Below are 14,951 nucleotides of genomic sequence, written 5' to 3'. Positions count from 1 at the left end.
CACGCCCGTTTCCTTGTGACCCATACGGTCCGCACGGGCCAGCCGATGCCGCGATGTGTCGGAGGGGGGTGGGAGAAAGACGGGAAATACGTTAAAGGGCCGACATTTTTATCTGGGAGGCTTCATGTCGTCGCGTTCAATCGTCGTGGGAGTGTTGTCCGTGGGGTTGTTCTCCAGTCCGGTCCTGGCCCACTCGGGAGGCATGGTCGGCTACTCGGGTGTGTCGGGGGCGACGTGCGCCAATTGCCACTCGGGGGGCGCCAACCCGACCGTGCAGTTCATCGGCCCCACCACGGTGACGCCGGGCTCGGTCAATACGTATGCCTTCGTCATCCGGGGCGGCCCGGCCGCCGTCGGGGGCCTCAACCTGGCGGTGAACGGGACCGCGGATCTGCTCTCCGTGCTGGATGCGTCCCTGCAGAAGTCGGGGCGGGAGCTCACCCACAAGGCCTCCAAGGCCTTCACCTCCACCGCCACGGGGCCGGAGGTGCGCTTCGACTTCTCCGTGACGGCGCCCGCCACCGAGGGCGCCTTCACCCTGTATGGCGCGGGCAACTCGGCCAACAACAACCGGACGACCGCCGGGGATGGCGTGGCCGCCTCGACGCTGGCGGTGCAGGTGCGCGCCGAGACGGTGCCGGACGCGGGCACGGAGCCGGACGCGGGGAGCTCGCCGGACGCGGGCACGGAACCGGATTCCGGCACCGCGCCGGATTCTGGCACCTCGCCGGATGCCGGAACCCCGCCGGATTCCGGCACTCCGCCGGACGCGGGCACGGGGACGGGCAGCCCGGACGCCGGCTCGGGCGGAGAGCCGCCGCCGGGGAACGGTCAAGATGACGGAGGCGGTTGCTCTTCGACCGCCGGAGCGCCGATGCTCTCGTTCGTGCTGGGCGTCGCCGCGTTGATCCGGTTGCGCCGCCGCCGCGCCTGATTCTTCGTTCTTCGCACCCACACCGAGTTCTTCGTGACGATCATCTCCTCTCGCCACCCGCCGCGCTCCCGCCTGGGGCGGGGCCTGCTGCTCACGGTGTGGGTGCTGGCCCTCCCCGTGGCCGAGGCCGCTCCGGCCAAGGCCACCAAGACCAGCAAGGGCGCCAAGAGCGGCAAGGGCGCCAAGACCCCGGCCGCCGCGCCAGCCCCGACCCCGGCGCCCGAGCCCGCGCCGGCCCCGGTGCCGCCTCCCGCCCCCGTGCCCGTGCCCGAGGTGAAGCCCGTGCCGGAGGTGAAGCCCGCCCCGGTCCGGCCCGCCGCGCCGTCCCGGTCGGCCGCCGCGTCCCGGACCCCCGAGCCCGAGCCGGTGGCCACCTCGAGCCGGCTGCGGCTGGGGCTGGGGCCGGACCTCTTCGTGGAGAGCGCGCGGCTCAACGCCACGCAGAGCATCAACGCCACGGTCCGGGACGAGTCCTTCGACTACACGAGCGACGGCTTCCTGTCGGCCACGCTCTGGCTGAGTGTCCCGGTGTCCTCGGTGAGCGAGCGGCTGCGGGCGGGCGCGGGCGCGCGCATCTTCGGCAACTACGGCGCGGGCGGTGGGCGCACGTATGGCTTCGGCATCCTCAACGAGCTGTTCGTCTCCGGCGAGTACGGCCTGCCACTGACGGAGAAGATGGAACTGGTGCTGGCGGCGCGCGTGGGCCTGTCGGTGCTGGTGCCGGGCCGGGAGTTCGCCCAGGAGATCGCCCGGCTGCAATCGCAGGGCGTGAACGTGTGGGGCGTGCCGCGCGTGGGCTGGCTGGCGGGTCCGTCCGCGGGTGCCCGCCGCCGCATGTCCGAGCGCATCTGGCTGCGCGCGGACGTGCTCGCCCACGTGCAGCAGCAGTACCTGTTCGCCACGAGCCAGGAGATCTCCGGGCTCCAGTACGCCAAGAACTGGAGCACCCTGGCGCTGCGCCTGGGCCTGTCGCTCGGCGCCGAGTTCGGTTTCTGAATCCCCCTGCCTGGAGCCACGCATGACCGTGTCCCGTCCGCTCCTGTTGTCCGTGCTGGCGCTGCTGGCCGCGTGCCAGCCCACCTACACCTTCGAGCCCGAGCAGCTCGCCTCGGGCCCCGGCGGCATGGTGGGCAATGGCGAGCCCCTGACCCCGGGGGAATTCGAGGGGGGTGACGACGTGCTGCCCGCGCCGCGCGCCGTGCCCCCGCCCAACGAGACGCGTCCGCCGGACTGCGACGCGGACTGCGCGGCGTTCTGCGAGGGCGCGGGGCTGAAGAATCCCGTCAACCAGGGCCTGTGCCGCAGCCTCTGGGGCGTGGGGCTGCCGAGCCGGCCCGTGCGCGCGGCCGAGGCGTGCCGCCGGCTCTTCGTGGACATGCTCGGGCGCATGCCGGACGCGGACGAGGCCGAGGCCACGTGCCAGGGCGGCTGGGGCGACACCGTGCGCCGGCTCATGGCGCGCGACGAGTTCCTCCACGTGCAGCAGCGCCGCATGGCGGACCGCTTCCTCTACAGCAACGAGGTGACGAGCCTCCAGTCCATTTACGACATGGATCGCCTGGTGGCCCGGCTGTACCAGGGCCGCGTGCCGTACGATCAGTTCGCCGCGGTGGTGAGCGCGCACCCGGTGTTCACCCGCCGCTACGCGGACCCCGGGGACAAGGCCGAGGCGCTCTTCCTGCGCTTCCTGGGCCGGCCTCCCTTCGAGCACGAGCGCGCGGACATGGCGCGGCTCTACAAGCTGTGGCACTCGGGCTACTACGACCACCCCCAACTGGGCATGCGCCTGCCGGATGCCTTCGTGCGCTTTCGCTGCCTCAACGACGAGGGCGGCGTGGACGACGTGTCGCGCGGGGGCTGCGCCAGCGTGCTCTGGGGCTACAACGAGCTCGTCTTCACCCCGGACTGGCGCTCGGCGCGCGATCCGAGCCTCAACAACGCGCTGACGCTCTGGAGCGGCCTGCTCACGCCCGAGGAGTGGGCGCGGTTGCAGATCCCCGGCCGCATCCTCGCCCGGGAGCTGGCCTTCTGGGAGCGCGCGGTGGACGACGTGCTCGAGCAGTACCTGGGCTACGAGCTGTCCGCGCGGGTGCCCGAGGTGCGCGGCGCGCTGGTGCGCTGGCTGCTCGCGCATCACGGCGACATCCGCTCGGTGCACTTCGCGGTGGCCACCTCCGTGGCCTACCTCCAGTCCGCCGAGGGCGAGGCCCCCTCCACCTACCGCTGGAGCTACGGGCCGCTCAAGCAGGTGGACGCCGAGGTGTGGCTCGACTCGCTCGCCCGGAACACGGGCTACACGCTGCCCGCGTGTGACCACCGCATCAGCCGGCCCAAGGCCCTGCTCGACGCGGGCAGTGTCGCCGGCTACCGGGTGCTCCAGGAGTCGCTCTGGAAGTTCGACGGCGAGGGCAAGCTCGACGAGCGCTACGCGCAGCTGGCGCGCACCCTGGGCGGCTGCCCGGAGAACGTGGTGGGCGGTCGCTTCCGCGTGGTGAGCATCCTCACCACCGCCACCCAGCTCGCCTTCGTGCAGGAGCTGTGCAACCCCTCGCTGGACCCGAAGGTGCCGGGCGCCGCGGTGGAGCGGCTGCTTCCCGAGGCCCTCTCGGCCCGCGCCGCGATGACGCCCGAGGTGGGCGAGCGCGTGGCCACGCACCAGTACCGCGTGCTGCTCGGCCGCGCGCCCGAGGCCCTGGAGCTCACCGAGGCGCGCGAGGCGGCCACCGAGTGCGCCCGCGAGAACTGCACGGCGGAGGAGTTCGGCCGCGCCTACTGCTTCGCGCTGCTGTCCAGCGCCGAGCGCCTCTTCTACTAAACCCCCCCGAATCCCCTGGAGCCCACCGATGTCCGACTCCGATGATTCCAAGCCCCAGTCGCCGGGCCGCCGCCAGTTGCTCAAGGGCCTGGGCGCGGGTGCCGCCGCGCTGGCCTTTCCCCATTTGTGGTTGCCGCGCACGGCGCTCGCCCAGACGGCGGGCCGGGGCAGTGTGCGCCACCTCATCTACATCCGCCTGGCGGGAGGCTTTCGCTTCACCACCGCCTACAACGGCGACGTGGCCGACCAGTTCAACCCCTTCGGGGCCTCGTCCAAGCGCGCGGCGGGCACGGAGTGGGGCGTGAGCACGCTGCTCGAGCGCGCGGGGTGGCTCGAGGGCGAGGCGAACAAGGCCCGGCGCGACCTGGGCATGAAGTCCGTGGCGTCCTTCTCCAACGAACTCTGCGTGCTGCCGTGCGTGGACCACGAGCCCTTCTCCGCGCGGGCGGACGGGGGCCATGGCACGGGGCTGGAGCGCTTCCTCACGGGGTACGTGGGCGGCGCCACGGGGTTCATGACGCTGGTGAACTACGGGGTGCGCGCGCGTGTGGCCGAGGCGGCGGCGCGGGGCGTGACGCTCCTGCCCGCCTTCAGCCTGGGCGAGGCGGGCATGGCCTCGGGCGCGGGCACCTACGCCACCTTCCGGCCGCCGGTGCTCGAGGGCAGCGGCTTCGAGCGCTTCGGCGCGGATCCGGACGCGAGCCTCAAGCCGTGGGCGTCCCGGGTGGCGCAGAACGTGGACGCCCGCTTCCGCCAGCGGCTGCACCTGCCCCTGCGCGCGGGGGCGGACACCTACCAGCAGACGCGCAAGGCCTCGAGCGACTACGGGAAGATCTTCCGCGACCCGGTGCTCCGGGTGAGCGCGGACTCGGACGAGATGGTGGACGGCATCAGCAACCGGCAGTTGCGCACGCTCTTGGGCACGGACACCACGGGCCTCCGGGCGGCGCTCGCGCTGCGCCTGTTCCACTTCGGCTGCCCGGCGGTGTTCCTCAACCAGGGGGGCTACGACTTCCACTCGCGCGAGGACGCGGAGCTGCCCGAGGAGCTGGACGGGGCCAACCGCCTGGTGAGTGGCCTGCGCACGGCGCTGCAGCGCATGGAGCACCCCGAGGGCGGCACCTACTGGGACAAGACGCTGGTGGTGCTGGGCAGCGAGTTCGGCCGCACCACGGGCGGCAGCCGCTACAACTCCGCCAACGGCAGCGACCACGGCAGCGACTTCGCCACCCGGTGGATGTCCATGCCCTTCATGGGCGGCGTCATCTCCCAGGCGGGCAAGGGCGGCAAGAGCCTGGGCTCGGTGCGCGGCTCGGACCTCAAGGCCACCGGTCAGGTGTACTCCTACCGCGCGGTGCTCAAGACGATGATGGATCTGCTCGGCGCGGATCACGAAGGCATCTTCCCCGCGGACGCCCCCCTCCAGGACTTCTTCGCATGACACGCTCCCTGCTCCTCGCCGTGCTGGGGGCCGCGTCCCTGGCGTGTGGTGGTCCCATCGGCAACTCCGAGCCCACCGGCACCATCCCCTTCGAGCCCGAGCGGCCCACGCCGGGCGGGGTGACCCGGACGCCCGCGTACACGGGCTCGGACACGGACGTGCTCGCGGCCCAGCGCACCTACGCCACGGGCCTGGACCTGCACCGCAAGCTCGTCTTGCGCACGTGCGGCGGCACCAACGGCGTGTGCCACAACCAGAAGGAGTACCCGGACCTGCACACCGCGGGCACGTTCCTGGCCGCCATCGGCGCGCCGTGCAACGTGCAGTCCGGCAACCCCACGGGCGTGTACGACCGGTGCGAGCGCCTGGGCGACCGCTTCCGCTTCATGGAGAAGGAGTTCCGGGAGATCGAGATCGGCTCCTTCGATCTCGTCCGGGGCGAGACGCCCAAGCTGGACCCCAAGGGCGCGCGGCCGGACGCCGCCACGCCGGGCCTGCACCTGTACCTGCATGACCCCGTGCCCGGCGCGGAGGAGCGCATGTGGGTGACGGGCACCTTCATCCGCAGCTTCATCGAGGGGGGCGAGGTGCGCACGCTGCCCTTCACGAGCTACCAGACGAACTGGTGGGTGCTCGAGGACCGGCGCCACCTGTTCGCCGAGGTGAACGAGGGCCAGCGCGACACGGTGGAGGGCCTGGCGGCCAGCGGCATCGTGCAGGGCGACCAGAACCGCAATGGTGTCTACGGGGCGCGCACCGCCACGCCGGTGCCCCTGCTCAACCCGGGCCAGCCCGAGGAGAGCTACCTGGTGGCGCGGCTGCGCGGGACGATGAAGGGCGAGCCCATCCCGGGCACGCGCATGCCCCTGGCCAACCAGCCCCCGAGCGTGCAGGACATGCTCGCGCTCATGTGCTTCATCCAGGGCCTGGATCCCAAGGCGGGCCAGTGGAGCCTGGAGTCGAGCATCGACTACGCGAACTGCACGTACTCCAAGGACCCCAAGGCGCTGAGCCTCGCGGGCGCGGGGGCCTCGTGGAAGGGGCGCGTGCTGCCCATCCTCCAGTCCAACTGCGGTGGCTGCCACGGCGGGGACAACCCCCAGGGCGGGCTCAACCTGCTCGGCACCGCCGACGAGGTGCATGCGCGGCTGCTCAAGCCGTCCGCGCAGCGCCCGACCCAGCCGCTCATCCAGCCCGGCAAGCCGCAGGAGAGCTACCTGTGGCTCAAGCTCTCGGGCGACGGCAGCGTGCTCGGGGCGCGCATGCCCATCAATCCCCTCAACGGCAACGCCGCGCTGCCCGAGGACCAGCTCAACGACATCCAGGAGTGGATCCTCTTCGATGCGCCCAAGGACTAGGGTCGTCCGGGGCCTCGCCGCGGTGGGGGGGCTCGGGCTCCTCGTGCTCCTGCTGGGCTGTGGCGTCACCACGCAGGTGCGGCCGGTGGCGCGCGGGACGTGGGGCGTGGAGGCCGCGGCGGGCGGGCCCCTGGTGCGGCTCTACGGCATCGTGCTGCCGGTGCCGCTGAGCAGCGCGGGCGTGCGCTACGGCGTGGCCGAGCGCGCGGACGTGGCGGCCCATGTCCACCTCACCTCGCTCACCTTCGGCCTCGCGGGCGTGGACGTGGGCGGCTCGTGGCTCGCGGTGGAACAGGCGGGCGCGGTGCCGGCGGTGAGCGTGGGCGGCCGCCTCTATGGCTTCGCCCAGGTGCTGCCCGGCCGGGACGCCTCGCCGCGCGCCTACCTCGAGCTGTCCCCGGCGGTGAGCTACCGCTTCGCGGAGCGCTTCCTCTCGTATGCCTCGGCCTCGGGCCTGGTGCAGTTCGCCGGAGGGCGGCCCCTGTTGTCCCTGGCGGTGGGCGAGGAGGTGCGCCTGGCGTCGTCCTGGGGCCTGTGCCTGGAGGCGCGCTGGTACGAGCCCCAGGCCCTCACGCGCTTCCACGCGGTGGACTGGGTGGGCGTGGGCGAGCGGGGGGCCCTGGGCGTGATGCTCGGGGCGCGCTACCACTTCGGAGGCGGGCCATGAGCCGTGGGGTGCGTCTGGGCGCGGTGCTGCTGGCGGCGGTGGGGTGGGGCGCCTGCTACGCCCTGGACCCCTTCCTCTACGCCCGGGTCCTGGTGAACCAGTATTCCTACACCGCCGAGGGTGGCTCGCCCGAGGAGTCCGTGCCGCCCGGGAGCCTGGAGCCGGTGACGCTCGAGGTGGAGGACGGGGTGCGGCTCGGGGCCGTGTATGTGAAGTCTCCCCAGCAGCCGCCCCGCGCCCACGTGCTCTACTTCCACGGCATCTGCTGCAACCTGGACGTGCACGTGGACCGGCCCAAGCGTCTGGCCAACCTGGGCTACGACGTGCTGGTGTTCGACTACCGGGGCTGGGGCATGTCCACGAACGTGCCCCCCACGGAAGCGGGACTGCTCGCCGACAGCCGGGCTGCGCTCGGGTGGCTCTCCGCGCGCGCGGGCCTGCCCCCGGAGCGGCTTGTCTATTATGGCCGCTCCTTCGGCACGGCGGTGGCCACCCAGCTCGCGGCGTACCACCCCCCGGCGGGCCTGGTGCTCGAGTCGCCCTTCAGCTCCGTGGAAGGCCTGATGCGGGACTCCAGCCACATGGACCTGCCCGCGGGCTTCCTCTCCCAGAGTGCTTGGGACACCGAGGGCCGTCTGCGCGCGCTGGAGGGGGTGCCCCTGCTGCTGCTGCACGGCACCGAGGACGACTTCGTGCGCCCCGAGTTCTCCGATCGCCTGTACGCGGTGGCCCGCGAGCCCAAGCGGCTCGTCCGGGTGGACGGCGCCGACCACGACGACATCCCCGCCCGCATGGGCAGTGTGGCCTACGCTCGTACCCTGGAATCCTTCCTGGCTGACATACACACACAACCCTAGGCGTCGGACAACCTGTCAGGGCAAAAAGTGCGTCCGCCACCCGATAATCGACCCTGTCGGGAGGTGCGGCTTGCAGGATCGGTTTTATTTTTAAGTCGTCATTGGTGTAAAAATACACCACCCGTCCAGATGTCGCTGTCACCGCGTGTGGCCGGGTACCGATGACGATCCAAGGGTTCAGTGTCACACCAACCGCATGGCCCTCCCCCCCGGAGTGTCGCGATGCGTGCAAGGCATAGGGAGGGTACGGATGCGTTCTGATACCCAGATGAAGAGTCGTAGTGGCATCCGCGGGTTGTGGATGGCTTTGAGCATGTTGGTGCTCGCGGCCTGCGGAGAGGGGATTGCCCCGGACGCCGAGGAGGGACTGATGTCCACCCCCGTGTCCCCCCAGAGCGTGGGCACGCGCCCGCAGGGGCTGGCCAGCTCCAACAAGGTCCTCATCCTGTCGGGCACCGTGACCGGTGGCACCAACAGCATCGAGGCCATCAGCGCGCGCAACCTCGGCTACACCGTGGAGTTCGCCACCGACGACCAGTGGAAGGCCAAGACGTCCGCGGACTTCGCCACCTACCGCGCGCTCATCCTGGGGGACCGCACCTGCAGCACCGCGCGCACCCTCTTGGCCGCCGCCGAGCAGAGCACCGCCAAGTGGGGCCCGGTGGTCGACGGCAACGTCGTCATCATGGGCACCGACCCCGTCTACCACGAGGAAGATCAGGTCACGATCAACTCGGTGAAGTTCGCCGCCGCCCAGGCCGGCAAGACGGGCATGTACGTCAACCTGTCCTGCTACTACCACGAGACCGCGCCCCTGACGGCCGTGCCCGTGCTGGCGCCCTTCGGCAACTTCACCGTCACGGGCGTGGGTTGCTACAACACCGCGCACATCGTGGCCACGCACGCGGCCCTCACCGGGCTGACCGACAGCATCCTGTCCAACTGGAACTGCTCGGTGCACGAGGCGTTCGACACCTACCCCGAGGCCAACTTCACCCCGCTGGTCATCGCGCGGGACCCCACGTACGGCGCGCGGCTGCCGGGCAGCAAGGACTTCGCGGACGGCTCGCACGGCGTGCCCTACGTGCTGGCGCGCGGCGCGGTGCCGCTGCGCTGTGGCGACGGCGTGGTGCAGTACCCCGAGGAGTGTGACACGGGCAGCCAGAACGGCGTGCCGGGCACGGTGTGCTCGTCGGTGTGCCGCAAGAACTGGTGCGGCGATGGCGTGGTGAACCCCGGTGAGGAGTGCGACACGGGCGCCGCCAACGGCACGGGCACCTGCTCCGCGTCCTGCCGCTCCACCGGCCCGACCAACCGTCCTCCCGTGGCCAAGTGCAAGAACATCGACCTGTCGCTCAACGCCACCTGCGGCGCCACGGGCTCCATCAACGATGGCTCGTACGACCCGGACAACAACCTCAAGGAGTGCGTGCAGAGCCCCACGAGCTTCACCGGCGCGGGCAGCACCACCGCGACCCTCACCTGCACGGATACGGCCGGCTTGAGCGCCAGCTGCACCGCCACGGTGAAGACCGCCGACGTCACGCCGCCCACCGTGCGCTGCCCGGAGAACGTGCGGCTGGATTGCGTGAACGCGGGCCGTTGGTACTCGCCCGGCCCCGCGTCCTACAGCGACAACTGCAAGGTGGTGTCCTCCACCGCGGCGCCGCCCACCACGCACCTGGGCGTGGGCACCCACACCTTCACCTATTCGGCCTCGGACGGCACGCAGAGCGCCAGCTGCAACACCACGGTCACCATCTACCGCAACAACGTGGACGTCGAGCTGAGCGGCGCTCCGGAAGTGACGCTGGCGTGCGGCGCTCCCTACGTGGAGATGGGCGCGGGCGGCTTCGACTCGTGCTCGGCCGGTCCGATTCCCGTCACGGTGTCCGGCGCGGTGAACAACAAGGTGCCGGGCGTCTACTTCATCACCTACACGGGCCGTGACATGGGGGGCTACGTGTCGACCGTCACGCGCAAGGTGACGGTGACGCCGAGCGCCGCGTGCGGCCTGGACGAGCCCAAGGGCGGCTGGATTCTCACGGGCAGCATGGCGCTGCCGCGCCTGCAGCACACGGCCACGCTGCTGGACGACGGCCGCGTGCTGGTGGCCGGCGGCTACAACACCAGCTCCGAGCTGTATGAGCAGGGCACCAAGGTGTGGACGGCCACGGGCAACACCCTGGGCGCCCACCGCGGCCACACGGCCACCAAGCTGCAGAACGGCCAGGTGCTGATTGCCGGCGGCGGCGCGTGCCCCATCACGAGCGCCTCGGCGGAGCTGTACGTGCCGGCGCAGGGCAAGTGGAAGCCGGCGGGCCTGCTGAGGACGCAGCGCTTCAACCACTCCGCGGTGCTGCTGCCCAACGGCAAGGTGCTAGTGGCCGGTGGCTTCACCAGCGAGTTCTACGGCACGGCCCTCTCCTCGGCCGAGCTGTACGACCCGGCGACGGGCACCTGGAGCTACACGGGCGCCCTGTCCCAGGCGCGCGGCTACCACACCCTGACGCTGCTGCCCAACGGCAAGGTGCTCGTGACGGGTGGCAGCAACGTGGCGGAGGACAACGCGGAGAACCCGAACCTGCTGGCCTCGGCCGAGCTGTATGACCCGGCGACGGGCACGTGGTCGAGCGCGGGCGGCCTGAGCACGGGTCGCGCGTGGCACTCGGCGACGCTCCTGCCCAACGGCCAGGTGCTGGTGGCGGGCGGCGCGGGCATCGACGTGGCCAAGAGCCAGTCGGCCGAGCTGTACAACCCGGCGACGGGCACGTGGACGACGACGGGGAGCATGAAGTCGCCCCGTCGCTGGCACACGGCGACGCTCATGGAGAACGGCGAGGTGCTGGTGGCCGGCGGCTACCACCAGCTCACCGGCATCCAGGTGGCGTCCGAGCGCTACAACCCGGCCACGGGCAAGTGGACGGCCACGGTGAACATGAACGTGGACCGCTACCGTCACACGGCGACGCTGCTGCCCAACGGCACGGTGCTCGCGGTGGGCGGCGCCAGCAACCACGACCAGGCCTCGGCCGAGTACTACGACCTGCGCAAGCTGTAGTCCGGGTCGGCCGCCCGCCCGGTGATGCAAACCGGGCCGGAGCGGGGTTTCATACAGGGGGCGCGGGCACCGGGACGACTTCCCGGGGCCCGCGCCCCCTGCGCTTTTCTGGAAAGGACATACGCGGATGGTTCATCGGACGCTGAAGTGGGGCCCGTCCCTGGCGCTCCTCCTGGTGGGAGCGGGGGCCTCGTCCGCCGCGGCGCGAGCCACACGCGCGCCCGGCTGCGAGCGGCCACCGGTGGCGCTCGCGGACGTGGCGCCGGGCCCGGACGGCTCCTCGCCCGCCAACTTCCTGCGCATCGGCGAGACGGTCTACTTCTCCGCGGACGATGGCGAGCACGGCGTGGAGCTGTGGAAGAGCGACGGCACGTCCGCGGGCACCGTGCTCGTCAAGGACATCAACCCGGGGCCGGGCAACGGCAAGGTCCGGGGCCTGGTCGCCTTCCAGGGGCGGCCCTTCTTCATCGCGACGGACGGCGAGCACGGCAACCAGTTGTGGTCGAGCGACGGCACCGAGGCGGGCACCCGGGTGGTGCGCGAGCTGGGCTCGGGCGTGGAGGGCGGCAACGTCGATGATCTCGTGGTGATGGGGGGGCGGCTCTTCTTCTCCGCCTCGGACCACGTGCTGGGCAAGGAGCTGTGGGCGAGCGACGGCACGGCCGCGGGCACCCTCATGGTCAAGGACATCAACGTGGGCGAGGGCAGCGCCATCTCCACGGGCTCCCTGCGCGTCGTGGGCACCACGCTGTTTTTCAGCGCCTACACGGACGCCGAGGGCTTCGAGCTGTGGGCGAGCGACGGGACGGAGGCGGGCACGCGGCTCGTCCTGGACGTGTACCCCGGCGCGGGCAGCGCCAACCCCGAGCAGCTCACGCGCGTGGGCGACGCTGTCTACTTCACCGCCACGGATGGGCGGCGGGATCTGGAGGTATGGCGCACGGACGGCACGGAGGCGGGCACGCGGCGGGTGACGGACCTGACGGCCGCGGGGGACTTCGCCTACCCGGACGCGCTCACGGCGGTGGGCACGCGGCTCTTCTTCAGTGTGAGCTTCGGGGGAGAGGACGCCGAGCCGTGGGTGAGCGAGGGCACGGTCGCGAGCACCCGGCGCGTCAAGGACATCCGCCCGGGCCCCGGGGGCTCGGAGCCGGCGAACCTCACCGCCTGGGGCGACACGCTGCTGTTCACCGCGGACGATGGCGTGCATGGCCGCGAGCCGTGGGTGAGCGATGGGACGGAGGCGGGCACGCGCCTGGTGCGGGACGTGCGCGCGGGGGACGAGGGCTCGGGGCCGCGCGCGCTGGTGGCCGCGGGCGCGCGGCTCTACTTCGTGGCGGACGCGGAGGGCACGGGGGCGCGGCTCTGGGAGAGCGATGGGACGGAGGCGGGCACCCGGCGGGTGTCGGCCGTCGCGGAGCTCGAGCCGGAGCGGCTCACGTACACCCAGGACACGCTCTACTTCTCCGCCCAGGTGTCGGGCTGGGGCCGGGAGCCCTATGCCCTGGCGCCCGCGTTCTTCGGCGACTGCACCCCGCCCACGCTCACGTGCCCGGAGCCGGTGACGGTGGAGGCCACGGGCCGGGCCGGCACGCCCGCGACGTATGGGACCGCCCGGGCGACGGACGACAGCGGCGCCCCGCCCGCGCTCGTCTACAGCCATGCCACCGGGGGGCCGTACCCCGTGGGCGCCACGTCGGTGACGGTCACCGCCCGGGACGCGGCGGGCAACACCCAGACGTGCGCCTTCCCGGTGACGGTGCGCGACACCCGGCCGCCCACCGTGACGTGTCCGGCGGACGTGACGCTCCCGGCCTCGAGCGAGGCGGGCGCCGCCATCACCTACTCCCCCGCCCAGGCGACGGACACCGTGTCCGACGTCACCCTCGAGTACTCCCAGCCGTCCGGCACGACGCTCGCCCCCGGAACGCACTCCCTGGAGGTCACCGCGCGGGACGCCTCGGGCAACAGCGCCGCGTGTGCCTTCCGTGTGACGGTGACGCCGCTCGAGGCCGTCTCCGGGTGTGGCTGCGCCTCGGGCGCGGGCGCGGGGGCGGCCTGGGTGCTGCTCGGGGTGCTCGTGCCCCTGCTGAAACGACGACGCCCCGGCGCCTGAGACTTCCAGGTACCGGGGCGTCGAGGGGCCGGGGCGTGTCGGGCGCCCCGGCCGGGCGTGGGGTAAGGCTAGTTGCCGGTGTAGATGCCCAGGGCGCCGGGCACGTGCGTCTCGTCGCTGCCCATGAAGCCCACGAGCACGCGCCGGGTGGGCGAGCTGGTGTCCACCTGGATGTCGGAGATGCGGTTGCCGCACAGCTGCCGGCCGAACTCGGTGCAGCTGTAGGTGCGCTGCACGCCGTTCTGGATGCGGTAGACCACGCCCAGCCACCGCGCGCCCGTCCAGACGCCCTCGCCGGAGGGATCCGCGGCCACCGTGGACAGGGCCGTCTCGCCCACGTTGACGTACTGGACGTCTCCGCCCTGCGCGTTCATCCGCGCCAGGCCCCGGGTGAAGGAGCTCACCCACACGGTGTCACCGAGCACCGCCATGCCCGACACGTTGTCGTCCACGCGGTCCGCGGGCTTGGGCGAGCTGGGCTCCTGCACCTTGTCCGCCCAGATGTCGAAGCGGTTCCAGGCGTAGGACTTGTCCTCGCTCTCGCTCTGCGAGCGCCAGTAGTTGAGGCCGTTGCTGCCGTAGCGGAAGCGGGTGGAGCGGTTGGCGCCGCCGAAGAAGGCATCGCCGCTCGAGTGCACGGCCACGCCGTAGTAGGCGTCGGTGAGCAGGATGGAGTTGCCGCTGTTGTCCTGGGCGTTGATCGCCGGGTGCACGTGCTCGAACACGCCGGTGCAGCTCAGCTGGCCGTTGCAGGTGTGGTTGCCCTGGAAGGTGGCGTCGCCGCGGGCGAAGCCGTGGTTGCCGCCGAACCAGACGCTCTGGGTGTTCTTGTCGTAGACGATGCGCAGGATGTTGCAGAGCTTCTCGCGGCCCCGCATCTCGGCGGACACCACGTTGGGGCCGGAGAAGATGTCGTAGTGCACGACGCTGATGGAGCCATCCGCGTTGAGCGTCACCTTGTCCGCGTCACCGCTCTTGTAGCGCGAGGGATCCGGCCGGGGGCCGTCCCAGTTGTTCTCGCAGTGGTCCGCGCCCGAGCCGGGCCGACCCTCGTAGCCCACGAACACCGTGCCCGCGGGACCGCCCGCCACGGAGATGGCCTTGAGGTACTTCTCGCCCGGGGTGTCGCTGCCGTCGGCCATGTAGCCGTAGGGGTGCAGGCCGTCGGCCATGGTGTAGCGCCGCAGGGTGGTGGCGCCGCGCGTGAGCACGAAGAGGCCGTCCTCGCCGCCCGCCACCCAGACGTTGCCACCCTCGTCCGCGCTCACGCCGTAGATGCGGCGCGGGCCGCCATGCTGGGTGCCGTAGAACTGCCAGCCCGGCGTGGTGGGGAAGACGATCTCCGCCTCGGGCGGCTGCGTGACCGGCGGGGGCTTGGTGCCGCCATCGCCGGTGCCGCCGTCCCCCGTGCCGCCATCGCCGGTGCCGCCGTCCCCCGTGCCGCCATCGCCCGGGTCCGGGTTGGGAATGGGCAGGGGCTTGTCGGGCTGCGCGGGCTCCTCGCGGGGCGAGTCCAGTCCCGGATTGTCCTGCTCGGACTGGTCATTCACCTGCGCCGTGGGCGCGCAGCCCGCCCACATCGCGCCCGTCACCATCGCCGCCGCCGCCCACTTCCATCCAGCCTTCATGTCTCTGCCCACCCGTTCTGTGGAATCCGGTCGCCTCGTGGCACCCCGTGTCCGACTCCTCTCGCAATCCGGGT

General features: G+C 71.8%; 10 protein-coding genes. 9 read left to right on the top strand and 1 reads right to left on the bottom strand.

The window, feature by feature from the left end; translation table 11 throughout:
- Nucleotides 1–124: 124 nt before the first annotated feature.
- The 9 genes from I3V78_RS39620 (at nucleotide 125) to I3V78_RS34560 (ending at nucleotide 13,249) form a co-directional block, all read left to right on the top strand.
- Nucleotides 125–934: an MXAN_6652 family MXYO-CTERM-anchored protein gene (locus I3V78_RS39620; RefSeq protein WP_239576871.1), complete on the top strand. Its 810-nt coding sequence runs from the start codon at nucleotides 125–127 to the stop codon at nucleotides 932–934.
- A gap of 33 nt (nucleotides 935–967) precedes the next feature.
- The gene (locus tag I3V78_RS34595) at nucleotides 968–1,930 is read left to right on the top strand and encodes a hypothetical protein (RefSeq protein ID WP_204494535.1); all 963 of its coding nucleotides are present in this window, start codon (nucleotides 968–970) and stop codon (nucleotides 1,928–1,930) included.
- A 22-nt stretch (nucleotides 1,931–1,952) separates the two neighbouring features.
- Nucleotides 1,953–3,749, top strand: a complete 1,797-nt coding sequence (locus I3V78_RS34590) for a hypothetical protein (RefSeq protein ID WP_204494532.1) — start codon at nucleotides 1,953–1,955, stop codon at nucleotides 3,747–3,749.
- A gap of 28 nt (nucleotides 3,750–3,777) precedes the next feature.
- Nucleotides 3,778–5,190 carry a DUF1501 domain-containing protein gene (locus tag I3V78_RS34585; RefSeq protein WP_204494529.1) on the top strand — a complete coding sequence of 471 codons (1,413 nt, stop codon included), beginning with the start codon at nucleotides 3,778–3,780 and terminating at the stop codon, nucleotides 5,188–5,190.
- Entirely contained in the window at nucleotides 5,187–6,548 is a 1,362-nt protein-coding gene (locus I3V78_RS34580) for a hypothetical protein (protein ID WP_204494527.1), read from the top strand. The genes I3V78_RS34585 and I3V78_RS34580 overlap by 4 nt, the downstream gene beginning before the upstream one ends.
- Nucleotides 6,532–7,215: a hypothetical protein gene (locus tag I3V78_RS34575; RefSeq protein WP_204494524.1), complete on the top strand. Its 684-nt coding sequence runs from the start codon at nucleotides 6,532–6,534 to the stop codon at nucleotides 7,213–7,215. The genes I3V78_RS34580 and I3V78_RS34575 overlap by 17 nt, the downstream gene beginning before the upstream one ends.
- Nucleotides 7,212–8,072, top strand: coding sequence for an alpha/beta hydrolase (locus I3V78_RS34570; protein ID WP_204494522.1), 861 nt, complete (start codon nucleotides 7,212–7,214; stop codon nucleotides 8,070–8,072). Before I3V78_RS34575 ends, I3V78_RS34570 begins: the two co-directional genes overlap by 4 nt.
- 370 nt (nucleotides 8,073–8,442) lie before the next feature.
- The gene (locus I3V78_RS34565) at nucleotides 8,443–11,133 is read left to right on the top strand and encodes a Kelch repeat-containing protein (RefSeq protein ID WP_239576869.1); all 2,691 of its coding nucleotides are present in this window, start codon (nucleotides 8,443–8,445) and stop codon (nucleotides 11,131–11,133) included.
- Nucleotides 11,134–11,260: 127 nt separating this feature from the next.
- Entirely contained in the window at nucleotides 11,261–13,249 is a 1,989-nt protein-coding gene (locus I3V78_RS34560) for an ELWxxDGT repeat protein (protein WP_204494519.1), read from the top strand.
- 68 nt (nucleotides 13,250–13,317) lie between these two features.
- On the opposite strand, the gene I3V78_RS34555 is transcribed toward I3V78_RS34560, so the two are convergent.
- Complete coding sequence (locus tag I3V78_RS34555; RefSeq protein ID WP_204494517.1) at nucleotides 13,318–14,877, bottom strand: ligand-binding sensor domain-containing protein; 1,560 nt, start codon at nucleotides 14,875–14,877, stop codon at nucleotides 13,318–13,320.
- Nucleotides 14,878–14,951 lie beyond the last annotated feature (74 nt).

Origin of the sequence: Archangium primigenium, from assembly GCF_016904885.1 — a bacterium.
Classification (GTDB): Bacteria; Myxococcota; Myxococcia; order Myxococcales; family Myxococcaceae; genus Cystobacter; species Cystobacter primigenius.
This window is presented reverse-complemented; position numbering and strand designations above follow the sequence as displayed.